At 70.8% G+C, this 26,845-nt stretch carries 23 protein-coding genes; 12 read left to right on the top strand and 11 right to left on the bottom strand.

Going from position 1 to position 26,845, the window contains the following annotated elements; translation table 11 throughout:
• Positions 1–4: 4 nt before the first annotated feature.
• The 3 genes from AB0E94_RS17140 to AB0E94_RS17130 form a co-directional block, all read right to left on the bottom strand.
• Entirely contained in the window at positions 5–1,117 is a 1,113-nt protein-coding gene (locus AB0E94_RS17140; RefSeq protein WP_360327088.1) for a type IV pilus twitching motility protein PilT, read from the bottom strand.
• Between the two features lie 85 nt (positions 1,118–1,202).
• Positions 1,203–2,870 (bottom strand): ATPase, T2SS/T4P/T4SS family, encoded by a 1,668-nt coding sequence (locus tag AB0E94_RS17135; RefSeq protein ID WP_360327086.1) that lies wholly within the window; start codon positions 2,868–2,870, stop codon positions 1,203–1,205.
• Positions 2,871–3,002: 132 nt separating this feature from the next.
• Entirely contained in the window at positions 3,003–3,974 is a 972-nt protein-coding gene (locus AB0E94_RS17130) for a helix-turn-helix domain-containing protein (RefSeq protein ID WP_360327085.1), read from the bottom strand.
• A gap of 53 nt (positions 3,975–4,027) precedes the next feature.
• Between AB0E94_RS17130 and AB0E94_RS17125 the strand changes: the two genes are divergently transcribed.
• A complete protein-coding gene (locus AB0E94_RS17125; protein ID WP_360327084.1) occupies positions 4,028–5,305 on the top strand; it encodes an MFS transporter in 1,278 nt (425 codons plus the stop codon).
• On the opposite strand, the gene AB0E94_RS17120 is transcribed toward AB0E94_RS17125, so the two are convergent.
• Entirely contained in the window at positions 5,289–6,959 is a 1,671-nt protein-coding gene (locus AB0E94_RS17120; protein WP_360327082.1) for a bifunctional diguanylate cyclase/phosphodiesterase, read from the bottom strand. The two genes, AB0E94_RS17125 and AB0E94_RS17120, sit on opposite strands and share 17 nt — an antisense overlap.
• Positions 6,960–7,196: 237 nt before the next feature.
• Between AB0E94_RS17120 and AB0E94_RS17115 the strand changes: the two genes are divergently transcribed.
• On the top strand, positions 7,197–7,382 hold the full coding sequence (locus AB0E94_RS17115; protein WP_317788379.1) for a hypothetical protein: 186 nt from the start codon (positions 7,197–7,199) through the stop codon (positions 7,380–7,382).
• A gap of 49 nt (positions 7,383–7,431) precedes the next feature.
• Positions 7,432–7,764 carry a hypothetical protein gene (locus tag AB0E94_RS17110; RefSeq protein WP_360327080.1) on the top strand — a complete coding sequence of 111 codons (333 nt, stop codon included), beginning with the start codon at positions 7,432–7,434 and terminating at the stop codon, positions 7,762–7,764.
• A gap of 19 nt (positions 7,765–7,783) precedes the next feature.
• On the opposite strand, the gene AB0E94_RS17105 is transcribed toward AB0E94_RS17110, so the two are convergent.
• Entirely contained in the window at positions 7,784–8,068 is a 285-nt protein-coding gene (locus AB0E94_RS17105) for a DUF427 domain-containing protein (protein ID WP_317788377.1), read from the bottom strand.
• 107 nt (positions 8,069–8,175) lie between these two features.
• Here AB0E94_RS17105 and AB0E94_RS17100 point away from each other — a divergent pair, with 107 nt between their 5' ends.
• Together AB0E94_RS17100 and AB0E94_RS17095 are read left to right on the top strand one after the other, a co-directional pair.
• Positions 8,176–9,216, top strand: coding sequence for a hypothetical protein (locus AB0E94_RS17100; RefSeq protein ID WP_360327079.1), 1,041 nt, complete (start codon positions 8,176–8,178; stop codon positions 9,214–9,216).
• Positions 9,213–10,703: a hypothetical protein gene (locus AB0E94_RS17095; protein WP_360327077.1), complete on the top strand. Its 1,491-nt coding sequence runs from the start codon at positions 9,213–9,215 to the stop codon at positions 10,701–10,703. The genes AB0E94_RS17100 and AB0E94_RS17095 overlap by 4 nt, the downstream gene beginning before the upstream one ends.
• Here the strand turns inward: AB0E94_RS17095 and AB0E94_RS17090 are convergent.
• From AB0E94_RS17090 to AB0E94_RS17075, 4 genes are all read right to left on the bottom strand, one after another.
• Positions 10,596–12,419 (bottom strand): SpoIIE family protein phosphatase, encoded by a 1,824-nt coding sequence (locus AB0E94_RS17090; protein WP_360327075.1) that lies wholly within the window; start codon positions 12,417–12,419, stop codon positions 10,596–10,598. The genes AB0E94_RS17095 and AB0E94_RS17090 overlap by 108 nt on opposite strands.
• 293 nt (positions 12,420–12,712) lie before the next feature.
• Positions 12,713–13,561 (bottom strand): bifunctional DNA primase/polymerase, encoded by an 849-nt coding sequence (locus tag AB0E94_RS17085; RefSeq protein ID WP_360327073.1) that lies wholly within the window; start codon positions 13,559–13,561, stop codon positions 12,713–12,715.
• 19 nt (positions 13,562–13,580) lie between these two features.
• Positions 13,581–14,585: a beta family protein gene (locus AB0E94_RS17080; protein WP_360327072.1), complete on the bottom strand. Its 1,005-nt coding sequence runs from the start codon at positions 14,583–14,585 to the stop codon at positions 13,581–13,583.
• A gap of 15 nt (positions 14,586–14,600) precedes the next feature.
• The gene (locus AB0E94_RS17075; protein WP_360327071.1) at positions 14,601–15,905 is read right to left on the bottom strand and encodes an AAA family ATPase; all 1,305 of its coding nucleotides are present in this window, start codon (positions 15,903–15,905) and stop codon (positions 14,601–14,603) included.
• 179 nt (positions 15,906–16,084) lie between these two features.
• On the opposite strand from AB0E94_RS17075, the gene AB0E94_RS17070 reads away from it, so the two are divergent.
• Both AB0E94_RS17070 and AB0E94_RS17065 read left to right on the top strand, forming a co-directional pair.
• The gene (locus tag AB0E94_RS17070; protein WP_360327070.1) at positions 16,085–16,369 is read left to right on the top strand and encodes a hypothetical protein; all 285 of its coding nucleotides are present in this window, start codon (positions 16,085–16,087) and stop codon (positions 16,367–16,369) included.
• 3 nt (positions 16,370–16,372) lie between these two features.
• Positions 16,373–16,828 carry a hypothetical protein gene (locus AB0E94_RS17065; protein WP_360327068.1) on the top strand — a complete coding sequence of 152 codons (456 nt, stop codon included), beginning with the start codon at positions 16,373–16,375 and terminating at the stop codon, positions 16,826–16,828.
• Positions 16,829–17,162: 334 nt separating this feature from the next.
• Here AB0E94_RS17065 and AB0E94_RS17060 read toward each other — a convergent pair whose 3' ends face one another.
• Positions 17,163–17,447 carry a hypothetical protein gene (locus AB0E94_RS17060; RefSeq protein ID WP_360327066.1) on the bottom strand — a complete coding sequence of 95 codons (285 nt, stop codon included), beginning with the start codon at positions 17,445–17,447 and terminating at the stop codon, positions 17,163–17,165.
• A 103-nt stretch (positions 17,448–17,550) separates the two neighbouring features.
• On the opposite strand from AB0E94_RS17060, the gene AB0E94_RS17055 reads away from it, so the two are divergent.
• Positions 17,551–18,219, top strand: a complete 669-nt coding sequence (locus tag AB0E94_RS17055) for a hypothetical protein (RefSeq protein ID WP_360327065.1) — start codon at positions 17,551–17,553, stop codon at positions 18,217–18,219.
• A gap of 312 nt (positions 18,220–18,531) precedes the next feature.
• Here the strand turns inward: AB0E94_RS17055 and AB0E94_RS17050 are convergent, their stop codons facing one another.
• The gene (locus AB0E94_RS17050) at positions 18,532–19,404 is read right to left on the bottom strand and encodes a hypothetical protein (RefSeq protein ID WP_360327063.1); all 873 of its coding nucleotides are present in this window, start codon (positions 19,402–19,404) and stop codon (positions 18,532–18,534) included.
• Positions 19,405–19,534: 130 nt separating this feature from the next.
• On the opposite strand from AB0E94_RS17050, the gene AB0E94_RS17045 reads away from it, so the two are divergent.
• The 4 genes from AB0E94_RS17045 to AB0E94_RS17030 all read left to right on the top strand — a co-directional run bounded on the left by AB0E94_RS17045 (position 19,535) and on the right by AB0E94_RS17030 (position 26,836).
• Positions 19,535–23,731 carry an AAA domain-containing protein gene (locus AB0E94_RS17045; RefSeq protein WP_360327061.1) on the top strand — a complete coding sequence of 1,399 codons (4,197 nt, stop codon included), beginning with the start codon at positions 19,535–19,537 and terminating at the stop codon, positions 23,729–23,731.
• A gap of 338 nt (positions 23,732–24,069) precedes the next feature.
• Entirely contained in the window at positions 24,070–25,743 is a 1,674-nt protein-coding gene (locus AB0E94_RS17040; RefSeq protein WP_360327060.1) for an EAL domain-containing protein, read from the top strand.
• 20 nt (positions 25,744–25,763) lie between these two features.
• A complete protein-coding gene (locus AB0E94_RS17035; protein WP_360327058.1) occupies positions 25,764–26,153 on the top strand; it encodes a cupin domain-containing protein in 390 nt (129 codons plus the stop codon).
• A gap of 203 nt (positions 26,154–26,356) precedes the next feature.
• Positions 26,357–26,836, top strand: a complete 480-nt coding sequence (locus AB0E94_RS17030) for a MarR family transcriptional regulator (RefSeq protein ID WP_360327056.1) — start codon at positions 26,357–26,359, stop codon at positions 26,834–26,836.
• Positions 26,837–26,845: the final 9 nt, after the last annotated feature.

Raw genomic sequence — 26,845 nt, 5'->3', positions numbered from 1 at the left:
CGGCTCAGTTCCGTCCCACGAGTCGCTTGAGTTCGTCGGCGCCGTGACAGATCTCCAGGGCGGCCGCCATGCTGACGATGCCCTCGCGGACCTTCTCGGCCAGATGCTGGTCGAAGGCGAGCATGCCCTCGGCGCCACCGGCCTGCATGAAGGACGGGATCTGGTGCGTCTTGCCCTCCCGGATCAGGCTGCGGATGGCCGGGGTGGCGGTGAGGATCTCGCAGATCACGGCACGCCCCTTTCCGTCGGCAGTCGGCGCCAGCGCCTGAGTGATCACACCCTGGAGACTGGCCGCCAGCTGGGCCCGGATCTGCAGCTGCTGGTGCGGCGGGAAGATGTCGATGACACGGTCGATGGTCTGGGTGGCGCTCTGCGTGTGCAGGGTCGCCATCACCAGGTGGCCGGTCTCCGCCGCGGTCAGGGCCGTGGCGGTGGTGGTCAGGTCACGCAGCTCGCCGACCAGGATGATGTCCGGGTCCTGCCGCAGCGCGTGCTTGAGCGCGGAGGCGAAGGTGTCGGTGTCGGTGCCGACCTCCCGCTGGTTCACCACACACCGCTTGTGCGGGTGCAGGAACTCGATCGGGTCCTCGATGGTGATGATGTGGTCGGCCCGGCTGCGGTTGGCCAGGTCGAGCAGCGACGCCAGGGTGGTGGTCTTGCCGGAACCGGTCGGGCCGGTCACCAGCACCAGGCCACGCGGCAGGTGGGCGAAGCGGGCCACCGACTCGGGCATGCCCAGCTCGTCCAGCGGCTTGATCTTGTGCGGGATGGCCCGGAAGACCGCGCCGCACGAGGTCCGCTGCCGGTAGAGGTTGCCACGGAACCGGGAGACGCCGACGATGCTGTGCGCGAAGTCCATCTCCTGGTCGGCGAGGAACGTCTCCCACTGCTCGCGGCTGACGGCCGCGCGGGCCAGCAGCTCGGTGTCGGCGGTGTTCAGCTTGCCGTAGCCGGGGATCGGCCGCAGCGAGCCGTGCACCCGGATCATCGGCGGGGAGCCGACCGTCAGGTGCAGGTCGGAGCCACCCGACTCGACCAGGGTGATGAGCATCTGGTCGAGCACATCCAGATCGTCGGAGCGGTACGCCTGCTGCCCGTCGTGCTGGAGCGTGTCCATCTGTCCCTCCCGGTCCGTCCTCGGTGTTTCCGACGCCAGTTGAATCGGCACCGCACGGACCGGGTTTAGTAGCCAAACAGGTGCGCTAAACGGCCACCCGGGACACCTCGCGGATCGAGGTCAGGCCGCCCGCCGCCTTGGCCAGGCCGTCGGCGCGCAGGTCGTACATGCCCTGGGTGAGGGCGACCTCACGGATCTCGCCGGCCGAGGCGCGCCGGATGGTCAGCGACTCGATCTCCGGGCTCACCTGCATCACCTCGTGGATCGCGATACGGCCCTTGTACCCGGTGTTGGCGCAGTTCCGGCAGCCCACCGGCTTGTACAGCACCTCGGGGTAGGCCAGGTCCTGCAACGGCCAGTTGGCACCGAGGATCTCCTCCTCGGTCGGGGTGTACGGCTCCTTGCACCAGTCGCAGATCCGCCGGGCCAGACGCTGGGCGAGCACACAGTCCAGTGACGAGCCGACCAGGAACGGTTCGATGCCCATCTCGGTGAGCCGGGTGACCGCGCCGGGCGCGTCGTTGGTGTGCAATGTGGAGAGCAGGAGGTGGCCGGTGAGGGCGGCCTCGACCGCGATCTGCGCGGTGTTGCCGTCCCGGATCTCACCGATCAGCACGACGTCCGGGTCGGTACGCAGAATGGCCGGCAGCACCGCCGCGAACGTCAGCCCGGCCTTCGCGTTGACCTGCACCTGGTTGATGCCGCGCAGCCGGTACTCGACCGGGTCCTCGACGGTGATCACGTTGACCTCGGGCCGGCTGATCTTGCCGAGGGTGGCGTACAGCGTGGTCGACTTGCCGGAACCGGTCGGGCCGGTCACCAGCACCATGCCGTGCGGTTTGGTGAACGACTCGGAGAAGCGTCTCAGGTTGTGCTCGGTGAAGCCGAGTTTGGCCAGGTCGAGGTCGATGCCGCCGGTGTCCAGGACGCGGAGCACGATCTTCTCGCCCCATACCGTGGGCAGGGTGGCGGTACGCAGGTCGACCGAGCGGTCGCGGATCATCGCGGTGATGCGGCCGTTCTGCGGCACCCGTTTCTCGGTGATGTCGACCCCGGACATGATCTTGATGCGGGAGATCAGCGCGTTCATCACGCCCCGGGGCACCAGGTCCACCTCGTGCAGCACGCCGTCGATCCGGTAGCGGACCCGCATGTCGTCCTCGGTCGGTTCCAGGTGCAGGTCGGAGGCCCGGTTCATGACGGCCTGCTCGATCAGGCTGTTCACGTACCGGACGATCGGGGCGTCGTCGGTGCTGGTCTGCTGCGCGGCCATGCCGGCCTGGTCGTCGAGCCCCTCGTCGGCGAGGTCGGCCAGGTCGGCGCCCTCACGCTGGAGCCGTTCGATGATCCGGCGGACCTCGCTGCGGGCCACCACCACCGGGCGGATCGTCATGCCGGTCGCGGCCCGCACGTCGTCCAGGGCTACCACGTCGGCCGGGTCGGTCACGCCGACGACCAGTTCGCCGTCGTTGATGGCCAGGCCGAGGACCCGGTGCCGGAGCACCACGGTCAGCGGGATCCGCTTCAGGGCCTGCGGATCAGGGGTGAAGCCGACCAGGTCCAGGGTGTTGATCCCGAACGCGGCGGCGGCCGCCTGGGTCAGCTGCTCCTCGGTGACGACCTGGTCGTTGATCAGGACGGCCCGGACCGGCCGGCCGCTGCGCTGTGCCTCCGCCGCGGCCCGGTCCACCGCGTCGGGGTCGACGCCGATCTGCTTGAGGGCGTCGAGCAGCGGGCGGAAGGTCTGATCCATGGGTTCCTCTGCCGGGGCGGAAAAGAGGTCTCAGGGATCCAGTCGGACACTTCTGGGCGGAACTGAGCGTGAGGGTCGGCGGCGGAAGGGGGGGTCGGCGGCGGAAAGGAGGGGCGGCGCCGGAAAAGCGGATCAGTGCCGGAAGGTACGGCGATAAGCGGACGGCGCGACCCCGATCGTGGCGTGCAGGTGCTGACGCAGGGCGGTCGCGCTGCCCAGCCCGGACCGGCGGGCCACCGCGTCGACCGCCAGATCGGTCGACTCCAGCAGGATGCGGGCGTGCTCGACCCGCTGGCGGAGCAGCCACTGCCGTGGGCTCAGGCCGGTCTCGTCGCGGAACCGGCGGGTGAACGTGCGCACGCTCATCCGGGCGTGCCCGGCCATCTCCTCCAGGGAGACCGGATCGGCCAGCCGGTCCAGCACCCACGCCCGGGTCCCCTCGGTGCCGGCGCCGTTCGCGGCGGGCACCGGCCGCTCGATGTACTGCGCCTGGCCGCCGTCCCGCCACGGCGGCACCACGCAGCGCCGGGCTGTCCGGTTCGCCACCGCGGCTCCGTGGTCGGTGCGGATGATGTGCAGGCACAGGTCCACGCCGGCGCCCACCCCGGCCGAGGTCAGCACGTCGCCGTCGTCCACGAACAGCACGTCGAAGTCCCACTTGACCTGCGGATAGAGCCCGCCGATCCGGTCCGCCCAGGCCCAGTGGGTGGCGGCCGGGCGCCCGTCCAGCAGGCCGGCCGCCGCGAGCACCGACGCGCCGGTGCAGATCGAGACGATCCGGGCGCCCCGGGCCGCGGCGGCGACCAGCGCGTCCTTGACGTCGGCGGGCAGCGTGCCGTCGGTGACCGGGCCGCCCCGGTGGATGCCGGGCACGATCACCGTGTCGGCGACCGCCAGCTGCTCCAGGCCGTGGTCGGGGACGACGGTGAAGCCGGCCTCGGCGGTGACCGGGCCGGGGCCGCAGACGCGCACGTCGTACAGCCTGGTCATGGTCTCGTCGCGGGCGGAGAGGAACACCTGCGTCGGGGTGCCCAGGTCGAAGGGGACCAGGCCGTCCAGGATCAGCACGGAAATCAGATGCCGCATGGCTCGATTCTTGCGCATGATGGCCTCCGGGCCACTCGTCCGAACGCCTCGGAGGAAGAAGGATCAGTGCCGTGAGACGTATCCATCCCGCCTGGGCGGTCGCCGCGGTCACCTTCGTCGCCCTGCTGGGGGCGGCCGGTTTCCGGGCCACGCCATCGGTCATGCTCCAGCCGCTGCACGACGAGTTCGGCTGGTCGCTCGGCACCATCTCCGCCGCCGTGTCGGTGAACCTTCTGCTCTACGGCCTGACCGCGCCGTTCGCGGCGGCCCTGATGGCCCGGTTCGGCATCCGCCGGGTCGCGATGTCCGCGCTCCTGCTGGTCTCGGCCGGGTCCGGGCTGACCCTCTGGATGACCCAGAGCTGGCAGCTCGTGCTCTGCTGGGGTGTGCTGGTCGGGCTCGGCACCGGCTCGCTGGCCCTGGGTTTCGTGGCCACCATCACCGGGCGCTGGTTCGTCAGACATCGCGGGCTGGTCACCGGGGTGCTGACCGCGGCCGGGGCGACCGGAAACCTGATCTTCCTGCCGGTGCTGTCCCGGATCGTGGAGTCGGACGGGTGGCGGACGGCGGCTGTCACCGTGTCGATCTCGGCGCTTCTGGTCGTACCGCTGCTGTGGTGGAGATTGCGGGACCATCCGGCCGACCTGAACGTGCCCGCCCTCGGCGCCACCGAGATCGAAAAGCCGGCGAAGCCGGCCGGAGGCGCCGCCGGAAACGCCCTGCGGGCCCTCCGCGACGCTGCCAAGACCCGGCCGTTCTGGCTGCTCGCCGGTGGTTTCGCGATCTGTGGGGCGACCACCAACGGCTTGGTCGGCACCCACTTCATCCCGGCCGCGCACGACCACGGGATGCCGCAGACCACCGCGGCGACCCTGCTCGCGCTGGTCGGCGTCTTCGACGTGGTGGGCACCATCGCGTCCGGCTGGCTCACCGACCGGGTCGACAGCCGGATCCTGCTCGGCGCCTACTACGCGCTGCGCGGGCTGTCGCTGCTGACGCTGCCGTCGCTGTTCGCCGCGACCGCCCACCCGAGCATGCTGGTCTTCATCCTGTTCTACGGACTGGACTGGGTGGCCACCGTGCCGCCGACCGTGACGCTCTGCCGTGAGTACTTCGGGGCCGCCGGGCCGATCGTGTTCGGCTGGGTCTTCGCCTCGCACCAGTTCGGCGCGGCCGCCGCTGCCACGGCCGCCGGCCTCGTGCGTGACCAGTTCGGCAACTACACCGTCGCCTGGTACGCGGCCGGCGGCCTGGCGATCCTCGGCGCGATCCTGAGCCTGATGCTCTACGCCGGGAAACGTCTACCGCTGCTGGAGCAGTCCGTGCAGGGCGCTACTGCTCGACCTTGACCTCGGCGGACTGCTTGTCGAGCAGTTCGGTCACCCCGATCGCCGGCATCGGCCGGGCGAAGTGGTAACCCTGGGCGCGGCCGGCGCCCAGGTCCTTGAGCCGCTCGGCCTGACCGGCGTCCTCGACGCCCTCGGCGACCGGCGACAGGTTGAAGGTCCGGGCGATGTGCAGCACGGCCTCGGCCACCGAGGCGCCGCCGGTCTCCGGCATCGCCTGCACGAACGAGCGGTCGATCTTGACCACGTCCACCGGCAGGGTGCTGAGGTGGCTGAGCGAGGAGAAACCGGTGCCGAAGTCGTCCAGGGCGATCCGGACACCGAGCTCCTTGAGCTGGCTCAGCACCCGGGCCGACTCGACCAGGTCGGTGAGCGCCACCGACTCGGTCAGCTCCAGCACCAGGTCCCGCGGCGGCAGGCCGGTACGCTCCAGCACCTCGCGGACCTCGTCGATCAGCTTCGGGTTGGTCAGCTGAGAGGCGGACAGGTTGACGTTCATCTCGAAGCCGGGGAACTGCTCCTGCCAGGCCAGCGCCTGCCGGCACGCCTCCTCCAGGACCCAGCCGCCGAGCCGGGGCACCTGACCCAGCTGCTCGGCCAGCTCCAGGAAGAGGGCTGGCGGGACCAGGCCCTTCTCCGGGTGACGCCAGCGCACGAGAGCCTCCACACCGACGGTGATGCCGCCGTTGTCCAGGTCCACGATCGGCTGGTAGTGCACCTCGAACTCGCCTGCTTCCAGACCACGCATCAGGTCGTGCTCGGCGATCCGCCGCTGCTCCGCCTTCGCGAACAGCACCGGGTCGAACCGGCGGGCCACCCCGCCGCCGTCCCGCTTGGCCCGGATCAGCGCCTGGTCGGCACGCCGCAGCACCCCGTCCAGACCGTCGTGGCCGTCGGTGATGGCGACGCCGGCGCTGGCCCGGATGGTCAGCGCGACCCCGGCCAGCTGGAGCGGGCGGTGCAGCTCGGTCAGCACGCGCTCGGCCACCGCGACCGCCGCCTGCTCGTCCTCCAGGCCGGGCAGCAGCACCACGAACTCGTCGCCGTCGAGACGGGCGACCGTGTCGTTGGCGCGCACGTTCTCGGCGAGACGGTCGGCCGCGGCACGCAGCAGATCGTCGCCGGCGGCGTGCCCGAGCACGTCGTTGACCTCTTTCAGGCCGTCCAGGTCGACCACGATCACCGCGGTCTGGGTGCGCGACGGCTCGGCGAGCACCTCTTCGGCGTACTCGACGAACATCCGCCGGTTGCCGAGACCGGTCAGCGGGTCCCGGAAGGCCTGCTGCGCGAGCAGTGTCTGCTGGCGGTTCCGGTCCGGGTCGATCCGGTTGCCGAGGACCTGCCGCAGCACCCCGGCCCCCGCCACCAGCAGGACCAGCCAGGTCGCCGCCGGCGGAAGATCACCGGTGATGTGCCGGATCCCGGCGACGGCCAGGGCGGCCCCCACCGTGATGTACCGCAGCACCCCGCGCCTGGTGTCCAGCAGCAGGACGGCCAGACCCAGGCAGAGCACCGCCAGCAGCGGCATGATCCGGCCCACCAGCCCACCGGGCTGCGCGGGATCGGCCACCGGCCAGGCGAGCAGTACCAGCGACGCGAGCACCACGGCGTCGTCGACGACGACCCGAACCCGGTCCCACAGAGCGTTGCGACCCACGATCCACCTCCGGCGAGACACATCGGTCCTGGCCGGTCCCGGTTGAGTCATCACACCGCGGTTACTTCAAGATCTATTGGGGTACGGCTTCACCGTCGGTGACGACAAGTAGCTCCGGTCGATGCGTTGCCAGGGCGTTACGCCGGTCGTCGAGTCGGGTGACCAGGGTCGCGGGGGTTGCGCGGGCGTGATCTCATGGGACTTCATCACGGTAAGTCGGTAACGGAGGGCTATAACGTGCTGGATGGAGAGCGCGGCGTCGACGACGGCGTCCCACGCGCCGCCGAGGGCGTGACACCTGTCGACGTGGAGGAGCCGGTGATGCCGGCGCCTGAGTTCCCGACCTTCACCCGTACCGCGGGGTTGCCCCACCAGTCACCGGGCAACGGATTCGAGAGCGGGCGCGACAGCCGTGCACGGTGAACCGAGCCCCTCGCTGCCCCGCCGCGGCCCGGCCCCGCCCGTCGACCGGATGGACAACGCCGAGCTGGCCCGGCTGATCGAGTCCGAGCACCCGTACCGGGGGAAGGCGCTGTTCGAGCTCTGCGACCGGATCGCGCTCGACGACGACGCGGCGACCAAGGTCGGGATGCTGTCCCGGCTCACCTCGCTGCGGCGGGCGCGGCTCTTCGACCGGGTGTCGCTGGCCTGGTCGGCGATCATCGCGCTGCTGGCGGCGGAGACCACGCACTCGCGCGACGAGGCGTATGCCGCGTTCGGTGCGCTGGACCCGGAGGAGCAGCGCGACATGCTGGACTACCTGGAGGTCGGGAAGATCGAGGAGGCCCACCCGCGGATCACGTGAGCGGGCCTCGTGGACGGGATCAGGCCTGGATCAGGACGTCTCGGCGGAACGCGACGCGGTCGCGTACGGCTGAGGCGTCCGGTTTCGGGTCCGGGTAGAACCACGCGGCGTCCGGCGCGGTGTGCCCGTCCGACCGCAGCGAGTAGTAGGACGCCTTGCCCTTCCAGGGGCAGACGGTGTGCGTGTCCGAGGGGACGAGCACGTCCTCGCGGACACTGTCGAGGGGGAAGTAGTGGTTGCCCTCGAGCACCACCGTGTCCTCGCTCTCGGCGATCACTTCGTCGTTCCAGATGGCCTTCGGCATGCCCCGAACCTAGCGCGAAGCCGGGTTTGTGTCTGATATGTGCGATTTATTCACCTCCCGTGGGTGAATTGCCGCGACCCGGTTGAAGATCTAGAGTCGAATTCCTTATGGAGTCTCGGTTGGACCAGCTGCGCGGCTCTGCACGGGCCAAACGCCACAACGCGCGCACCATCGCCGCGCTCACCGGTAACCCGGGCTGCAACCGCCGGGCGGTCCTCGACGCGGCCGGGATAGACAAGCAGAGACTCGCCGAGCACATCGGCTTCCCGGGCAGCTTCGGCCAGTCCCGGTTCGCGCTGTCCCGCGGCAACGCCTTCGAGGCCATGCTCAAGGCCGACGACTGCGCCCTGCTGCGCGACGTGCTCGCCGCCGACGCCGGCCTCGGCTACCAGGACCTCGCCGCCGACACGCTGAGCGACCGGCACGAGCAGACCGTCAAGGTGCTCGCCGACGCCCGGTCCGCGCTCATCGACCACCCGCTGCTCACCCTCGACATCGCCGGCCAGACCGTCTATCTCGAGCCCGACCTGATCGCGTACGCCCACCACGGCCGCCTCCAGGTGGTGGAGATCAAGTCGTTCGCGATCATCGACGGGCAGGCCGACAGCGCCAAGGTCTCGGCCGCCGCCATCCAGGCCGCCGTCTACGTCCTGGCCCTTCGTGAGCTGCTGGAACGCCTCGGCCAGGACCCGTCGGCGGTCAGCCACGAGGTCGTCCTGGTCTGCCCGGCCGACTTCAGCTTCCATCCCACCGCGGTCGTCCTCGACGTCCGCAAACAGCTCTCCACCCTGCGCCGCCAGCTGTCCCGCCTCGCCGCGGTCAGCGACCTGATCGACGCCCTCCCGGCCGGTCTCACCTTCGACCTCGCGCTCGAACCCGAGGAGATCGTCACGGCGCTCGGTCACGTCGAGGCCCGTTACGCCCCGGAGTGCCTCTCCGCCTGCGAACTCTCCGTCTACTGCCGCAGCGAGGCGGCCGGCAGCACGGCAGCGCTCGGCCGGACCGTCCGGGAGGCGCTCGGCGGCATCGACTCGGTCGGCGAGGTGCTCGCCCTCGCCGAGGGCCGCCAGGAGCCCGACCCCGATCAGGCCGAGGCCGCCGCGATGCTCCAGGCCGCACTTCGGTTGCGGTCCGAGGCCCTTTCTTGAGTACGCTGACCGCGCTCGCCCGGGCGCAAGCGGCCGCCACCGGCCATGCTCAGCCCATCGCCACCGTGCGGCACCTGCACGTCCACGACCACCCGCTGGTGCTGATCCCACTGATCATGGCCGGTGAGGCGAACGCGCCCCTGGCCGCCATGATCGGCACCGACCCGGCCCGGCCGAGGCTGCTCGTCGTCGGCCAGCCCCGCAACCGTGACGAACGGTTCGCCTTCGCCGCCGACCTCGCCGCGACCCTCGTCGACTATGTCGACTCGTTCACCGACGCCACCGAGGACGTCGCGATCGACCGGGGCAAGGACGTGCGCCAGCGGTACGTCGACGCGCCCCAGATCTGGGTGCCCAACCCGGCCGGGGCCGACTTCCTGCGCCTGTTCGGGCGGTCCACCCGGTTCCGGCGTACCGACGGCGACAACCCGGTCCCGGCCGCCGTGCCGCTGCTCGGGCGCTGGCTCACCTTCTTCGCCAACACCGCCGAGGTGCCCGGTTCGGCGCTGCTGGTCAACGCGGTCCAGGCGCTCGGGCTGCACTGGGTGACCGGGCAGAGCGGCGCCGAGGACGCCCAGTTCGCGGTGCAGCTCGCCTGGATCGAATCAGGTGCGGCCGCCGCCCGTGCGGCCGAGAACGGCCCGGCCGCCGGGCCCGCCACCGACCCCGACTTCGACAACCGGGTGCTCGCGCCGCTGATCGAGCGCTCCGCGCCGGAACTGCCCCAGGTGCTGCACGACCTGCTGCTGCCCACCTGGGAACGGATGTGGCGGACCCTCGGCCTGCTGCGCCGGCTGCCCGTCGGCGAACGGGTCCGGCTGCGCTGGGACACCGACCGGGACGCCTTCACCGCCTTCGCCCAGAACCTCGCCGAGGGCGGCCCGCCACAGCCCCGCCGCGACGGTGCGGTCGCGGCCGCCGCCCGCCTGCAACGGCTGGAGAGCGCCGCCTCCCGGTACGCCGTCCAGCGCGCCTTCGACGACCCGCTGGTCCTGGCCGAGTACCGGCTCAGCGGCGCGGCCTTCGCCGGGACCGTCACCCTGGCCAACCCGGACCGGGTCGACGACAGCGGCAAACGGCCCGTGCTCCGGCCCCGGATCATGGTCCGCACCACCGAGCCGGTCCGGGTCGAGCCGGGCGCCTCGCTCACCTCGCCGGCCCGGCCGTCGCAGAAGGCCCGGGTCATCTCGATCAGCCCGGACGGCGACGTCCTGCTCGAACTGTCCGGCGGGATGGGGCGGCGGCTGGTCGCCGAGCCGGGCAGCGTTCCGGCGGTGGGGGAGCGGCTGATTCTCACCACACTCAGCGAGGCGTACCGGCCGGGGGGCGCGCTGCCCGACCCGTCCGAGACACCCTGGACCCACGGCGGGCCGCCTCTGTCAGGTCAACCTGACGAGAAGGAGGGCGATGTCGTCGCTTCTCCGCGGGGCGACCTCCAACAGCCGGGCGCAGAGCTCGTCGCCGGGGCCGGACGCGTACTCCCGTAACACCTCCGACAGCCGGGCCACCCCGTCGTCCAGCAGCTGCTCCCGGTCCTCGACCAGGCCGTCGGTGTAGAGCACCAGCGTCGAGCCGGCCGGGACGAACCGGCGTGCCGTCGTGCGCGGCTCACCCCGCGGTGGTAGGCCCAGCAACGGCTCCGGCGGCACCCACCACACCTGGACCTGGCCGTCCGGCAGCAACAGCAACGGCGGCGGGTGGCCGGCGTTGGCGAACCCCACCTCATAACCCGACCAGCAGGTACGCACGCGGGCCAGCACCGCCGTCGCCGACGCCGGCACCCGCAGCCCGTGCAGTGCCTGGTCCAAGGCGGTCAGCAGGGCACCCGGCTCCTCGTCCCGGCCGTAGGCGTCCCCGCGTACCAGATTGCGCAGTTGACCCATGGTCGCGGCGGCCTCGATGTCGTGACCCGACACATCCCCGACCGCGACCACCACACTGCCGTCCGGCTGGGCGAACGCGTCATACCAGTCGCCGCCGACCGCCGCGCCGTCCTGCGCCGGAAGATACCTGGCGTGCAGCTCGATGCCCGGAATCACCGGCAGCTCGGTGAGCAGGCTCCGCTGCAGCACCTCGGCGACGTGCCGCTGCTCCCGGTAGAGCCGCCCGTTCTCCACCGCCAGGCCCGCCCGGCGGCCCACCTCGGCCGCAGTCCACTCCTCGGCGGCCGAGAACGCCGGCCGATCCGGGCGGTTCACCAGCAGGATCGCGCCCAGCGCCCGCCGCCGCACCGGAGACACCACGGGCACGATCAGCGACGCGCCGAACCCGGCCCGCGCGGTGATCTCGGACAGTTCCGCGTCGCCGATCCGGCTGCGCATCTCGGCGTCACCGTCGGCCGAGCGCACCGGACGGCCCCGGGCCCGGACCGCGAGGATCATCGCCCGCAGGTCCTGGTGCGAACCGGCGGCCAACTCGGCGAGCCGGGCCATGTCGGCCGCCCGGTCCGGGTCGCAGTGCGCGGCCGAGACCTGGGCTGTGCCGCCGGGATCGTCGGCGATCGCCACCACACACCAGTCGGCCAGGGTCGCCGTGACGATGTCGCCGAGCCGGCGCATCGCCTCCGCCACATCCATCGTGGCGGCCAGCGATTCGGTCAGCTCGGCCAGCAGCTCCAGCTGGTGGTGCGCGGACTCGGCGGCCCGGCGCGCCTCCTCTGCCGCCTCGTGTGCCTCCTCGGCCGTGGCCCTCGCGATCCGCAGGCACACCTCGGACGAACACACCTCGGCCAGCTCGCCGATCAGCGCGATCTCGCTCGGGGTCCAGGCGCGGGGCTCCTGGTCGATGGCGCAGAGCGCGCCGACGATCAAACCGTCCGGGTCGACGATCGGCGCCCCCACATACGCGATCGCGCCGATCTCGTCGATCATCGGGTTGTCGCTCATCCGTGGGTCGTCGCGGACGTCCGGGACCACCTGCATCTCACCTGACATCACGACGTGCCGGCTGAACGAGTGCGCCAGCGGCATCTCCCGCGCCGAGGCGAGCGGCTCCGGCACGCCCACCTGGCCGGCCAGCACCTGCCGGTCCTCGTCGACCAGGCAGACCGCACCCATCGGGGCATCGATCAGCTTGTGCACCAGCATCGCGACCCGATTGAACGCGTCATCCGGAACCGGGCCTGCGGTGATCCGTCGGACCGATCGCAGACGCGGCGGATCAGCGAGCACAGCTGCACCGATCAGGCCCCACTGAAGCACCATCGCCCCCCGCGGTCTCGACCGTCAGGCTACCGGCGCCACGTGTATGCGCACCGTTTCCAAGGTGACCCGATCATCCGTTTCAACCCATCCGAACGGACGATCCGCCCCCGGCCCTGCGTCACGCCGTTTCAGCCATCCTCCCGCGCCAGGCCGCAGTGAGGCGACGACACACAGCGTGTTTCGGACCGCAGCTCACCACGCTGAGGGGCACAGCCCAGCAGCCGCATGGGTTCCTGCGCCGAAGGGGCGTCACGCGGACGGCCATGGCGCGCATCGCGGCCGTCCGAAATGAATCAGGCCGCGCTCGACGGCCGGTGGTCGAAGGGCTGGCGGCGGCCCGCGGTGAGGCCCGAACGGATCGTGCCGCGGATCTCCGCCCAGCCCAGCCCGGCCTGCCGGGCGGCGGCGGTCAGCGCCCACCGCACCTGCGACTCGTCCAGCAGGCCGGCGCCGACCAGACGCCCGAGGGCGAAAGCCGCGCGGTTCAGGGTGTCGTTGCGCGTGCCGGTGACGGCGTCGGCGACCCGGGTGGTCTCGGCTTCCAGCGCGGCCTCCGCATAACGGTCCGGACGGGTCAGCGGCTGCCTGGGGGCCGGCGCCGGCGGCGGGCCCGCGATCAGCTCGACCAGCGGCGACGGCCCGGCCGGCAGGGTCACCGCGGGCCGCTGGATCCAGCGGTAGACGCTGCCGCTCGCGTGCCGTGACGGTGGGGCCAGCACGTAACCACCGGACCCGCGCCAGTCCAGCCCGGGCAGCAGCCGCACCCGGTTGCCGAAGCCGGTCGGCCGGAACCACAGGTGGCGGCCGCCCGAACCGGTGCGCACCTGGGGACCGGACGGCACGTCGCCACCGAGCAGATGACGCAGCCCGTGCCAGCCCTCGGCCGAGTCGACGTCGGCCACATCCATCACCACGCCGGTGCGCAGGCCTACGTTGGCACGTGGCCAGAACGTCCACCACAGCCGGATCTGCAGGGGATCGGTCGACGCCTCGGACAGGCCGTGCCGCAGGCGGGGATGTTTGCCGGAACGCTCGCATCGGGCTCCTCTGTCGCAGGAGCAGGCGCCTGTCAGGTCAGGCGTGTGCACCGGCAGGACGGGAACGCCGTGCCGTGCATACGCCAGGGCAGCTGTCAGCGACATTAGAACAACCGTACGACAATTATCCGTCCTCGGGCAGAGTGCGCAGGACATGGGCGATGTGGTGCGAGGTGCTCCACGCGATCCAACTGGCCGAGCTGCCCGCACCCCGGGCGGTCCGGGCCCGTTTCGCGATCTCGGCGTCGCCCCAGGAGAACCGCGCCCCGATCGACGGCCACTGCGGTGAGGTCACCAGCGTCCGGCACAGGTCGTGACACCTGTCGTCGCTGCGGCCGCCACGCCGCGCCCAGCGGTAGATCCACCACTCCTTCTCGGTGGTGTACCGCAAGGTCGGAAGCTGCCGATGATGCTGGACCCCGCGGCGCCGGACCGGGGACGTGACGCCGTAGTCCGCATAACCCAGGCCGGGCTCGCCGAGCCGCTCCCAGAGCCGGGCGTCGAGCCGGCCCAGCGGCACCGGCCGGTCGGTCGGCAGATCGTCCAGATTCGGCGGCATGGCGCCGGATGCCACGCTCACCGAACGCCACGGCGCGGACCGGGCCCAGCGCAGCACCCGGCGGGCCCGCTCCTCCACCTCGGCGGCGTGCGCCAGACAGGCCGTCTCGGCCAGGTCGATCAGCAGGTCGACCTCGCCGGGATCGAGGGCGGCGGCGCGCAGCAGACGCTCGGTGACGGCGGTCGCCTGGGCCGGACTGCCGGCATCCGCGTGCGGTCGCAGGCGCAGCACGGCCCCTTGCCGGTGCAGTCGCGCCGCCCGGCCGTGCTCGGCCAGGCGCAGGCTGCTCTCGTGCGGCCGCATCACCGGGATCATGACGAGACCGGCACTGGTCAGCCGTTCGGCGAGTTGCTCCGGCCCGGCGGCCTGCTCCGGCACCTCACCGAAGTCGACGGCCAGGGCGCGCACACATGGTCGCAGCTCGCGGACCAGCGGAAGGACGACACCGTCCGGCTCCAGCTCCACAATGGGCACGACCCGGCCGGACTCCTCCGCCGACAGGTGTGCCAGGGCGGTGAACTCACCCCGGCGGGGCCGCAGGATCGGGTGATACACCCGGTCGCGCTTCATTCACCAACGGTACCGTCACGGACGGTATAGATGGGCGAGCATCGATTGATTAGCCTCCCACCCGTCCGGGAACTTCACCGGAACATTCAGGTGCACCGGCTCGGTCGACGGGTGCGCGTCGAGCAACTCGGCTATCCCGGCCCGGGCCACCACCACACACGCGTGCCGGTGCCGGGACGTCAGCACACACAGGCGACCCGACTCCAGATGGAACGCCGTGGCGTCACGCCGGCCGGAGAGCGGGTGCAGGACCACCGTCAAGTCGTACTCCCGGCCCTGCAACCTGTTGGCCGTGTCCACGGTGACCTCGGCCGCCTCCGCCGGCAACAATGAACGGATCACCGCGACCTGGTCGCGGTGGGCGGCGCCGATGGCGATCCGGTCCGGCGTCAGCCGGCCCGTCCCGGACTCCGAGGACGCGACGCCCTCCCTGGTCAAGGCTCGTGCGGCGAGTGTCGCGCAGGCGGCGGCGGCTTCCGCATCGGTACGCACGGTGAAGCGCTCGGCCAGCTCGTGCAACCCCCACCCGGTCGCGGCCGCGGAATCCAGCACCGTGTCGAAGGCGTCCCGCCCGGGCTGCTCGAAAGCGAGCGTGCGATCACCCGGCCCGGTCCCCGAACGGAACCCGGTGAACGGGTAGAACGCCTGCGCCACCACCGGGGCCGCCGACGCGGGCAGCCGCCACGACACCGGCAGGCGATGCACCGGCAGCTCCGGATTGTGCCGCAGCAGCACCGCCACCGCGCTCTGCATCGGATCCCAGGACAAGCCGATCCACCGCTCCACCTCCACCGTGGAGAACGGATCGAGCTGGCCCGGATCGCCGACGAACAACGCGCGCGCGAAACGCGGCGCGACGCGCAGAAGAGCATCAGACCTCATCTGGTACGCCTCGTCGACGATCGCCCACGGCCAGGTGCCCTCGGTGACCGTGGCCCACTTCGCCGCCGTGCCGATGGTGACCGGTGGTGACCCCAGATCAGCGACCTTCGCCGCCACCCGGCACCCCGGATGCGCCCGGACCCGTGGCGTCGGCTCGTAGTCGACAGCCGACAACCGGCCCACCCGCAGCTCCGGCGACCGTGCCCCGAGCCGCTCGATCAAGTCGTCCACCTGCTCGTTGGTCTGCGCGACGATCATCAACGGCTCGCCCGTGGCAGCCAACTCCCCGGCGGCCCGCACCACAAGCGTCGACTTGCCGGCGCCGGGTGGGGAATCGACCACCACCCCACGGTGGTCACCCTCGGTGAGGTCATGGAGGACTGCGGCGATGACTGTCGCGGCCTCCTCGGCCGGGCTGACGAGCGTGTTCGAACCCATTCCGGCACGGTAGCGCCCCCCTCTGACAGAACCGGTGGCCTACCCGGATCCTGGGCGAGGGTGTCGTCCCGGGACACCACTGATCCACACGGAAAGTAGTTATCCACAGGCCTTCCCCAAGGTTCCGTCAATCTCGCTACCGTTCGCCGCGGAGTCATCACGGTGAATGAGGAGGCAGCATGCTGGACGGACGGGATCTCGGTTTCGGCGGCTTCACCGGACAAGATCCGGGCGCGAGCGGCCGGTTGATCGACGTGTGGCGCGGCTTGGGCGAGAGCGGGCAGCCGGTCGCCGGTCCACGCGATCCGGGCGAGGGTGGGCCGCTGGTCGCCGCGCGGCGCGGCCCGATCGGGGCGAGGGTGGTCGACGACGTCGGTGATCGGGCCGACCCTGATCGGCCTGCTCCGCTGGACCGGCAACTCGGTGCGACCATTTCTGACCTCCCGAACGAGAACGAGGGCTGACCGATGTCCACTCAGGAGCACGTCTACTTTCATTCGGGGCACAGCGCGGCCGATTTCGCCGCGGAGATCGGTCCGGCGGTCGGCATGACGGTGATCCGTGGAGGGCGTGGGGAGATCTTCCTGTCCCGGCCGCTCCCGGACGGCGGTGCGGTCGGCGGTGAGCTGCGCGCCAACGAGCTGGCCGATCCGGGTGAGCCGTCGTTCCTCGACGTGTTCCCGCTGGTCCTCGACTTGGGCATCACGATCGGTGATCGGGGGCGGCAGCTGGCCGAGGCCCGTGCGCTCTTCACCGAATTGGCCGGGGCGTCCTCGGTGCCGGTCGCGCTGGTGCGCGGTTACGACTTCCTGCTCGGCGCCGCGGCCGGGGCCAAGAAGCTCGTCTGGTTTCCGGAGAACGTCACTCCGTATGCCGAGGATCGCGAGACCTGGCTGCCATTCCAGCCGGCCGCCCACGACTAATTGGCGACGCGTCAAATAGCGTGGCCGGAATCGGTCCGCCGCGCTTTTGATGGCCGCCGCAAATCTACCGCTGGGCGGGTTTGAAGTTCGTTGTCGAGGTTAGCCGGCGATGAAAGCCGTGAAGGGTGCTAATCGCCTACAGGCGAACCTTCCGATAAGTCGGACTTCGGGAGAAGTTGTGATCATGGCTGGGAGAGCGTTTGCCCGTCGACCTCGGCGTCTCCGGCGGCGATCTGACGGGTATCTGACACTTGACGGATGTCCCTTGCGGGTCAGGGGTATCGAGGAGCACCCTCGGCGGCGTTCACGTGAAAACGGACGCGTGTACTGCAATTCATTTCAGCTCCCTCACCGGGTTCCCGACAATCTCGATCTTGCTGAGCTGGTCGGACGATTCGCTGGTCGCGAGGTATTTGATCACGCTCTGTGAAGCATTGTTTGCGTGCGCGTCACCACTTGGAAATATCTCTCGTGTTGAATATCGGGTACTGGCGAATTGCGAAACAGGCATGCAAGTTGCGCCTGTGCTGCGCCGCGCAAGTTGCATGTTTTGCGTCTCGCCGCCCCGCCGCTCCATCGTTGTGGCCAAGCGCTGATCGACATGTTCGATTTCATTCATGCTCGTTGTTGTGATCTCGTTCTTCCCCCTTCCAGTCGATCAATGAAAGTGCAACTCTTCTAGCCAGCAGTGACGTCGGCATCACGGACGGTGGTGGTGGGGAATGCGTCCAGACGTTCTCGTCGGTCCGAGTGAATGGCTGATCGAGCAGTTCGGCGACAAGGTCGCGGACGAACTATGGACCCGGGTGCCAGAGGCCCTGAGCACGGCGATCGACCGTGAGGTTCACGCTCATCCAGCCATGACCCAGACCATGGAGCGTGTCCTGGCGAATCCTCGGTGGCCTCTTCCCTATGAGGAACTGGTCCTCTTCCTGGGGACCCTGCCCGGCGCGGAGATCATCAGCGTGCCGCGCTCGGTCTACCAACTGGTACTGATCAACGGTCATGTCGTGGTGCCCTGGTGCTACGGCCAGTCCGCCCGGCTCTCGATGCGCGACGCCGAGGTGGGCCGTTCGTTCGGTCGCCTCGCCCGCGAGTTGCTGCGCCGGTTCGGGCCGCCCTGGCGCCGGTCGCCGGTGGAGGCGCCGCTGCCACTGGACGCGGTCGACGAGCGGGAGGTCGCCAAGATCTGCGCGGCCATCGCCCAGATCGCGCCCGAACCGGAGGTCGTCATCGCCGGCTACGCGGGCGCACCCAACCTGGGCCTGCTCCGTGCCTGCCTCGGCGAGATCAAGTCCACCGACAACGGCACGCTGAGCTGGAGCCACCTCGACGACCTGCCGCTTCCGCCGCCGGTGATCCCGCGCCCGCGGCGGATGCAGTTCCCCTGACCACCCCGGCCCGGCAACCGCCGGGCCGTCCGACCTGCCCAGCGGAAGGCGGGCCAGCCGCCAGCCCGCCCAACGCGAACCGGACCGGCCATCAGGCCGGTCCGGTTCAACGTGCGGGGCGAGGTGCGGCCGGCGGTCTCGGCCGTCGCTGAGCGCGGTAATGCCGTCGGTATTCCAGTAGTGGGCGACGGCTCGTGGTCTCAGGTGGGCTCGGCCGTCGCTCAGCGCGGTTATGCCGTCGGTATTCCAGTAGTGGGCGACGGCTGGTGGTCTGGGAGGGACCGAGCCGAGCGGCCCCGGCCCGGAAGCTCTCTAGCGGTGGCCCTCGGCAGGGGCGGGGGCCAGGTAGGCGGTGGAGAAGGGCTCGCGGCGGGCTCGCATGTCGGCGTAGGTCGTGACCAGCAGCGGCACCAGGATGATGCCGAGCAGCAGGCTCGCGACGCCGCTGAGGAGGGTGGCCCCGATGGTGGCGGCCGGGTCGGCCACGACCGCCCTGAGGACCGCGCCGATCACGGCGGAGACGCCGAGGCTGCCGAGGCTGACGCCGAACATGGTGGCCACCCGCGCGATGGAGGTGCCGAGGTCGGCGTGGAACAGGGCGAAGCTGCGCCCGATGCCGGATCCGCGTTCCAGGGTGGCGACGACCGGCAGGACCATCAGCGCCGCCCCGACATAGAAGATCGGCAGGAAGCAGGCCAGCGCCGCGCCGACATAGACGAAGCCGGCGAGCGCGCCCCAGCCGATGACGGCGGGCGCACGGCGGATGCCGACCCGGAAAGCGACCGGGACGCTCACCGGCCGCCCGGTCGCGGCGAGAACGATCAGCTGGACGCTGACGGCCACGGCGACCGCCGAGATGAGGCTCGCGACGATACTGAGCCCGACCAGTTGCAGGGCGACCTGGATGTATTCGGTCATGTCCGGCAGCGGGCGGCCGGGGACGAGGCCGAGAGTGGCGGCCACCTCGTTGAGCCGGAGGGTGGCGGGCAGGGTGAGGGCGGTCGTCGGCACCAGGGCGATCAGGTGGACGGTCAGCACCTGCCGCCACGTCTGCCGGGCGAGCGCGATCGCGCGTTGCCACCAGCCCTCGTAGGTGGGACTGACCAGCGGGTCGGCCGGTGTCGCGTAGTACGCCGGCGGAAGTGAAGGCGGCTGCCCGGGCCAGTAATGCCCGTTACCGTCCATCTCCGCCCAACCTTGATTCACGTGCTTCCTCAGGACCGTAGTTGCAAGATCAGCGGCGACACCTTAGCGGTTCCGGAAGCCCACGCGCCGCCCCGGAACACCTGGCGCATTCAGGCCCTACACTCCGGAGATGGCCGACCAGCGGGAATCGCCGTCCACGATCCGTGACAGGGCCGTGGCGGTTGCTGATTACCTGCTCGCGGTGCGGGCACAGATGGAGCGCCCGGCCCGGACCGTGCCGTCCGACGCGCACTGGCTGCACTCCCTTCCCCAGCATCCGGACTGCCAGACCGGCCCGGCCGGCGAGGACTCCTCCTGGTTGCGGGTCGGCCGCCCGGAGATGCCCGGCCCGGCGCCGGTGCCGGCGGCGCTGCGGCGACGGTTGCGCGGCGAGATCACGGCGGCCGAGGAGCCGCAGCTCGACGAGGCCGGCGACGACTTCGGGACCTGGCGGGACGAGGTGTGGCGGCCGTGGTCGCTGGCCACCGCCGCCGCCGAGCAGACCCGTGAGCTGCACCGGCGGCTGTTCGACCGGATGCATCAGCTGGACATGGCGGGCGCCACCACCGAGCTGGTCTGGGGCCACGGCGTCCTGGAGACGGTGATCGACGGCACCCGGGTCCGCTATCCGCTGGTGGCGACGCCGGTCCTGATCGAGTACGACGCGGATCGCGCCCTGATCACGGTCTCCCCGGCCGGCTCGTCCCGGTTGCAGACCGAGGCACTCGCCGGCCTGGACCACAGGCATCTGGCGCAGCTGTCCGCGCTGACCGGCCCGGGTGGCGCGGTCGAGGTCGATCTGTGGGACGACACGGATCGCCGGGAGCTGTTCGAGCGCGCGCTGACCCGTCTCGGCTTCGACCGTGCGGTGGTGGGCGCCACCGATGAGAAACCGTCGGCTGAGGCGTTCATCAGGGACGTGGCGGTCCTCTTCGCCCGTCCGAGGCAGCGGCAGCTGCGCGGGTTCCTGGAGAACATGCGAAACCGCCTGAACAGCGGAGACCAGGAGGGCCGGGTCGGCGCGCTGGCCGCCGTGGTGGCGCACGAGCCGAGCCGCCTGCTGATGCCGGACGACACCCCGGAGACCTGGGAACGGGTGGGGGAGCGGCTGCTCATGCCGCTGCCGACGAACGAGGCGCAGGAGTCGATCGCCCGCCGGCTGGCGCATCACCGCAACGTGGCCGTGCAGGGCCCGCCCGGCACCGGCAAGACGCACACCATCCGCAACCTGATCTGTCACCTGATGGCGAACGGCAAACGGGTCCTGGTGGTGGCGCAGAAGGAGGAGCCGCTGCGGGTGCTGCGCGACGGCCTGCCCGAGGAGGTCCAGCCGCTCTGTCTCGCGGTGCTCGGCCGGACCACCGATCAGCTGGTGCAGTTGCAGCTGGCGGCGCGCGAGCTGTCCGACCGGGCGGCGACCCTCGACAAGGCCGCCGAGGAGCGCCGGGTCAACCGGCTGACCGGCAACCTGGAGGAGGCGGAGCGGGAGCTGGCGGCCGCGATGGCGGGGCTGCGGCTGATCGCCGAGAGCGAGGCTCAGACGTACCAGATCGGTGGGGTTGCCCTTCTTCCCGCCGAGGTCGGTGGCTGGCTGCGGGAGCGGGCCGCCGCGCACGGTGGCATCCCGGACCCGATTTCGGGTCCGGCGCCGCTGACCATCGAGGAATTCGCCACGCTGCTGAAACTCGCCTCCCGGCTGTCGCCGGAGGACCGGGCGGCCGCGATGCGGCCGCTTCCCGAGATCTCCGACCTGCCGGACACCGAGGCGGCTTCGGCGGCGCGGGAGCGGATGGCCCGGACCGAGGCGAGCCTGTCCCGGTTGGCGGACGAGGGCGTCGACATGGCGGCGGTACGGAGTGAGGGCCGCGCCGGGATGACCGATCTGCTGACCGAGGTCCGTGAGTCGGTGGCCTGGCTGCGGCGGCGGGAGGGCACCTGGACCGACCGGCTGGGCCGGCTGCTCGACGACGCGCACTGGCGCACCCTCTGGAACGACCAGGTGGTGGCCACCGAGAACCTGTTCGCCGAGCTGGCCACCCTGACCAGGGAGGTGTCCGGACACCGGATCACCATGCCGGAGCCGATCCTGGCCGAGCCGAAACTGCTGTTCACCAGGCTTACCGAGATCCGTCAGCGGTTCGAGGCCGGCCGTGGCCTGAACCGGCTGCTACAGCCCGGCCTGTACCGGCTGGCCGACGAGGTGCGGGTGGACGGCGAGCCGCTGCGCACGGTCGCCGACATAGAGGTCGCCCAGAAGGCGGTACGCCGTTCCCAGGCCCGTCAGCGTCTGGGCGAGGCGTGGTTCGAGTGGGTGCAGCGGCTGGCGATCCCGGAGCCGGACGGCGGCTGGGGCGACCCGGAGATCTGGGCCGGCGGCCTGCTCTCCGACGCGAAGCAGTCCCTCGACTTCGACCTGAACCGGTGGCCGCCGCTGGCCCGGCGGATCGCGGTGCTGATGCCGCAGCGCGAGCTGTCGGTGGACGCGTCCCGGCTGTCCGGGGTGGCCGAGGTGCTGGAGACCCTGGCCGAGGTGTTCACCATGGAACGCACGGTGGCCCGGGACCGGGCGGTCGCCGACCGGGTGGCCGCGTGGCCGCATCTGGCCGAGGCGTGGCAGACGCTGGACGGCTGGGACGAGGGGATCGCCGAGGTGCGCCGGCTGGTGCTGTTGCAGCCGGATGTGATGCGGTTCGACGCCGCGTACCGCAGGCTGGCGGTGGCCGCGCCGGAGTGGGCCGCGCAGATCGGCGGCGGCGAGCACCCGGTGGTCTCCGGCCAGGCGTGCCTGGAGGCGTGGGAGTGGCGGCGCGCGCAGACCTGGTTCGACGGGGTGGTCGGTGAGGTCGATCCGGCCGTGCTGGCCCGGCGGGTGGAGCGGGCGCGTGACCGGATCCGGCGGCTGACCAGCGAGCTCGTGGTGGCGTCGGCGTGGCTGGAGGTGTCCCGGGCGCTCGACGACAGGCGCCGGGCGGCGCTCGCCGACTGGACCACGGCACTGCGCAAGATCGGCAAGGGCACCGGGCGGAGCGCGGCCACCTGGCAGGCGCACGCCCAGCGGGCGATGGAGTCGGCGGTCACCGCGGTGCCGGTCTGGGTCATGTCGGTGGACCGGGCGATCGAGCAGTTCGCCGGAGGTGCGAAATTCGACGTGGTGATCGTCGACGAGGCGTCGCAGGCCGACCTGTTCGCGCTGCCGGTGCTGTCGCTGGCCGAGCGGGCCGTGGTGGTCGGCGACGACCAGCAGATCGGCCCGCAGCTCGGGTTCGTCGGCTCGGTCGAGGGCCTGATCAAACGGCACCTGACCGGGGTGCCGTCGGCCGAGCACTTCGACCCGGAGTCGTCGCTCTACGACCACGCGGTGCGCCGGTCGCCGGAGCGGATCCTGCTCACCGAGCACTTCCGGTCGGTTCCGCAGATCATCGAGTTCTCGTCACGTAACTACTACGACGGCAAGATCCGGCCGTTGCGGGCGGACCGGCCGGCGCTGCCGCCGATCCAGACCGTGCACTGCCCGGACGGCGTGCGCCAGACGATCGCCGGGTACGGCGACGTGAACCTGGAGGAGGCCACCGCGCTCGTCGAGCGGGTCACGAAGATCGTCGCCGATCCGCGGTACGACGGTCGCACGCTCGGCGTGATCAGTCTGCTGAGCAGCAGTGGGCAGGCCGGCTACCTGCTGGAGCAGCTGCACGAGGCGATCGGCGAGGACGAGATCCAGGCGCGGCGGCTGCGGGTCGGTGACGCGTACACCTTCCAGGGCGACGAGCGCGACGTGGTGCTGGTGTCGATGGTGGTGTCCGAGAAGGATCCACGGATCGCGGCGTTCACCAAGCGCGACTATCACCGGCGGATCAATGTGGCGGCGTCCCGGGCCCGCGACCAGCTCTGGATCTTCCACTCGACCCGGCCGGGCGCTCTTCTCGCCGACGATGCCAGGGGGCGGCTTCTGTCGTACGCCATCGATCTGCCCTCGGAGGCCGCGGCGGCCGATCCGTCCGCGCACTGCGAGAGCGACTTCGAGCGTGAGGTTTTGAAGTTGCTCGTGGGTCGTGGTTTCCGGCCGATTCCGCAGTTTCGGATCGGTGCCTATCGGATCGATTTCGTCCTCAATGCGCCGGATGGCCGCCGGCTCGCGATCGAGTGTGACGGCGACGCCTATCAGGGGCCGGAACAGTGGGAGAGCGACATGCGCCGGCAGTCGGTGCTCGAGCGCGTCGGTAACTGTGTGTTCGTGCGGATCCGGGGCAGCGTCTTCGCCCGGGAGCCGGAGGTGGCGATGCGGCCGGTCTGGCAGCGTGTCGATGAGTTGGAGATCACTCCGGTCTGATGCTCACGCAGTGCGCATCGATGACCGCTCTGGGTGCATGTGGACGGTAGGAACCGGGTAGGGAAATGCGGAAGGTTTCAGAACAAATACAGGTAGTGACTGTCTGTCATGGATTGAGCATGGGTATTTCGACGTAAATGTAAGGGAACGAGGTCATCCATTCGGTTGTTTCGTTACTCTGGATGGGCGATAATTCCCTGCTCCTGGCCTTGCTTGCGGATTCGGTAAAAGTTTGACGCTCGCGTCCACTGTTACTACGGCCCGGTGACAGGTCGTAATAGGTAAGGGGTCTGGGTGGCAGGGGGAGCGGCCGTGCGCAAGGGGGGAGGTGGTGGCATATGACGGTGCCCGAAGAACGGGAGCGCTGGACTCCCGCGCCGCCGCATGCCCTCCCGGAGCCACGGCAGCCGGCTGACGAACGCGCGGCCTGGTTCACGTACACCGCTGCCGGTGATCAGATCGTCTGGTCGCCGGCCTTCGCCGCGATGGTCGGCCGCGTCCCCGCCGAGAAGGGCAAGACCAGGCAGATACTGGCCCGGCACGTGCACCGCGACGACCACGCCAAAGCGCTCGGCGCGATCACCGAGGCCTGGACCAGCCAGACCGTCGTGCACACCACGGTCCGGCTGATGCGTTCCGACGGCGGCTGGTTCGACGTCGACTGCACCATCGAGCCGATGGCCGGCCCGGAGGGCGCGGTCCGTGGCATCCGCGGCACGGTCCGCGACGTCTCGGCCCGCGAGCGGGCCCGCCGCGAGTCGGCCCGCCTGACCCGGCGCGGCGAGACCGTGCAGGCCTCCCTGGTCGAGCCGGATCCGGCGACCGGGCTGCTGATCCGCGCCCGGTTCGCCGACGAGATCGACCGCGCGCTGCGCGGCGCGGGCGGCGCCCTGCTCGTGGTCCGGGTCCAGTCCGGGGACAATCCCGAGGGGGTACGCCCGGACCACAACGCCGAGCTGCTGCACCACGCGGCCCGGCTGGTCGAGGAGAAAGCCCGCCCGGAACACCTGATCGGCCGGGTCGGCCCGAACGAGATAGGTGTCCTGTTCGCGCGAACCACCTGGCGTGCCGCCCGCGAGCAGGCCCGCGACCTGGTCACCGCGCTCGGTGAGCAGGCGCACTGCTGGGGTGGCCTGGTCCGGTTCGAGCGCGACGCCGAAGCCGGCAGCCACGGCCTGCTGATCGACGCCGAGCAGGCGTGGCGGCAGTCCCGGGAGGCGGACCGGTCGATCACCCTGGTCGCGCACCCGGTGCTAGTCCGCGATCGGCAGGGCTCGTACCGCAGCCGGGTCGCCGACGCGCTCGGCACCGACCGGTTCACCCTCTACTCGCAGCCGATCCTGGAGCTCCAGACCAACCGGGTGACCCGCCACGAGCTGTTGCTGCGGGTGCTCGACGAGGCCGACGGCCCGCAGTCGCCGATCCAGGTGCTGGACACCGCCGAACGACTCGACGCGATCTTCGACATCGACCTGTGGGTGGTCGAGCGGGCCATGCGCCTCGCCGCCGAGCAGCCCGGCCTGTGCCTCCAGGTGAACCTCTCCGGCCGCTCGGTCGGCGACCCGCGGCTCACCAACGAGGTGGAGAAGCTGCTGGAGCGCTACCGGGTCGATCCGGCGCAGCTGACCTTCGAGATCACCGAGACGGCGCTGATCGGCAACCTGAGCGAGGCCCGCCGGTTCGCCGACCGGGTGCGTGACCTCGGCTGCGGGCTGGCGCTCGACGACTTCGGCTCCGGCTACGCATCCTTCCGCTACCTGCGGCTCTTCCCGATCGACCTGGTCAAGATCGACGGGGAGTACGTGGTGGACCTCGTCGACAATCCACAGGACCAGGTTCTGGTACGGGCTCTGGTGCAGGTCTGCCAGGCGTACGGCATCCACACCGTGGCCGAGTTCGTGCAGGACGAGGCCACCCTGCGGATGCTGCGTGAGCTGGGTGTCGACTACGTCCAGGGCTACCTGATCGGCCGGCCGTCCCCGGTCGTCCCGGGCGGGTTGCGTAAACCCTGACCTGGGTAACGACCAGGTTCATGGAGCACTTCACGATCGCCACCGTCGCCGAGCAGAGCCCCGACTTCCGCCGTGTGCTCTGGACCGGAAAGCACACCCAGCTCGTCATCATGACCGTCCCGCCGGGCGGCGAGATCGGCGAGGAGGTCCACGAGGTGGACCAGATCCTGACCTTCGTGAGCGGTGTCGGCAAGGCCGTGATCAGCGGCGAGACCCGCAAGGTCGCCCAGGGTGACCTGGTGGTGGTGCCGGCCGGGCGCACCCACAACTTCGTCAACGAGGGGCCGAACCCGCTGGTCCTCTACACCGTCTACGGCCCGCCGGAGCATGCCGACGGCGCGGTGCACAAGACGAAGGAGGAGGCCGACGCCCTCGAAGAGGCCGGCAAGGACGAACCGCCCACCGACTGAGTGATTAGGTCACGACGCCGGAACCGGCCGAGGCCCCCCAGCCAGCCGGTTCCGGCGCCGTGTTCAGGGGTTAAAGTCCCCGGACAGCCTACCTGCCCAGGTTCACGGAAGTCGATCGAATCGATGGGCCATCCGTAACGCCTTGGCTGGATCTCACCTGTCCGGTCACTACCGTAACCGTCGATCGCCACTAACCTGCCAGGATGGATGAGCCGCGCTGGTTGACCGACGAGCAGCAGCACGCCTGGCGGCAGGTGGTCGAAGTGCTCGTCCGGGTCCCGGCCGCGCTGGAGGCGCAGCTGCAACGCGACGCCGGACTGACCCACATGGGCTACCTGGTCCTGATGACCCTCTCCGAGCGCCCGGACCGCCGCCTGGCCATGAGCAAGCTGGCCAAACGGGCCAGCGCCTCGCTCTCCCGGCTCTCCCACGTGGTGGCCCGCCTGGAGGAGAAGGGCTGGGTGCGCCGGGAACGGGACGCCGAGGACGGCCGGGTCCAGATCGCCGTGCTCACCGACGCCGGCTGGGACAAGGTCACCGAGTCGGCGCCCGGCCACGCCGAGGCGGTCCAGCAACTGATCTTCGATCGGCTGACGACCGCGCAGGTCAGGCAGTTGACCAGGCTCGCCGAGTCACTGCTGGAGTCACCGTTGGAGGTGCGATCCCGTCCCGTTTCCCGGTGAGATCTGCAA

It is taken from the genome of Actinoplanes sp. NPDC026670, from assembly GCF_040638175.1.
In the GTDB taxonomy this organism is placed as follows: Bacteria; Actinomycetota; Actinomycetes; order Mycobacteriales; family Micromonosporaceae; genus Actinoplanes.
This window is presented reverse-complemented; position numbering and strand designations above follow the sequence as displayed.

Excerpts from the sequence above, each read along its gene's own strand:
- AB0E94_RS17140 (WP_360327088.1), bottom strand. The coding sequence starts at position 1,117 with ATGGACACGCTCCAGCACGACGGGCAGCAGGCGTACCGCTCCGACGAT.
- AB0E94_RS17135 (WP_360327086.1), bottom strand. The coding sequence starts at position 2,870 with ATGGATCAGACCTTCCGCCCGCTGCTCGACGCCCTCAAGCAGATCGGC.
- AB0E94_RS17130 (WP_360327085.1), bottom strand. The coding sequence starts at position 3,974 with ATGCGCAAGAATCGAGCCATGCGGCATCTGATTTCCGTGCTGATCCTG.
- AB0E94_RS17110 (WP_360327080.1), top strand. The coding sequence starts at position 7,432 with ATGGACAACGCCGAGCTGGCCCGGCTGATCGAGTCCGAGCACCCGTAC.
- AB0E94_RS17105 (WP_317788377.1), bottom strand. The coding sequence starts at position 8,068 with ATGCCGAAGGCCATCTGGAACGACGAAGTGATCGCCGAGAGCGAGGAC.
- AB0E94_RS17100 (WP_360327079.1), top strand. The coding sequence starts at position 8,176 with ATGGAGTCTCGGTTGGACCAGCTGCGCGGCTCTGCACGGGCCAAACGC.
- AB0E94_RS17090 (WP_360327075.1), bottom strand. The coding sequence starts at position 12,419 with ATGGTGCTTCAGTGGGGCCTGATCGGTGCAGCTGTGCTCGCTGATCCG.
- AB0E94_RS17085 (WP_360327073.1), bottom strand. The coding sequence starts at position 13,561 with ATGTCGCTGACAGCTGCCCTGGCGTATGCACGGCACGGCGTTCCCGTC.
- AB0E94_RS17080 (WP_360327072.1), bottom strand. The coding sequence starts at position 14,585 with ATGAAGCGCGACCGGGTGTATCACCCGATCCTGCGGCCCCGCCGGGGT.
- AB0E94_RS17075 (WP_360327071.1), bottom strand. The coding sequence starts at position 15,905 with ATGGGTTCGAACACGCTCGTCAGCCCGGCCGAGGAGGCCGCGACAGTC.
- AB0E94_RS17070 (WP_360327070.1), top strand. The coding sequence starts at position 16,085 with ATGCTGGACGGACGGGATCTCGGTTTCGGCGGCTTCACCGGACAAGAT.
- AB0E94_RS17065 (WP_360327068.1), top strand. The coding sequence starts at position 16,373 with ATGTCCACTCAGGAGCACGTCTACTTTCATTCGGGGCACAGCGCGGCC.
- AB0E94_RS17060 (WP_360327066.1), bottom strand. The coding sequence starts at position 17,447 with ATGAATGAAATCGAACATGTCGATCAGCGCTTGGCCACAACGATGGAG.
- AB0E94_RS17055 (WP_360327065.1), top strand. The coding sequence starts at position 17,551 with ATGCGTCCAGACGTTCTCGTCGGTCCGAGTGAATGGCTGATCGAGCAG.
- AB0E94_RS17050 (WP_360327063.1), bottom strand. The coding sequence starts at position 19,404 with ATGGACGGTAACGGGCATTACTGGCCCGGGCAGCCGCCTTCACTTCCG.
- AB0E94_RS17045 (WP_360327061.1), top strand. The coding sequence starts at position 19,535 with ATGGCCGACCAGCGGGAATCGCCGTCCACGATCCGTGACAGGGCCGTG.
- AB0E94_RS17040 (WP_360327060.1), top strand. The coding sequence starts at position 24,070 with ATGACGGTGCCCGAAGAACGGGAGCGCTGGACTCCCGCGCCGCCGCAT.
- AB0E94_RS17035 (WP_360327058.1), top strand. The coding sequence starts at position 25,764 with ATGGAGCACTTCACGATCGCCACCGTCGCCGAGCAGAGCCCCGACTTC.
- AB0E94_RS17030 (WP_360327056.1), top strand. The coding sequence starts at position 26,357 with ATGGATGAGCCGCGCTGGTTGACCGACGAGCAGCAGCACGCCTGGCGG.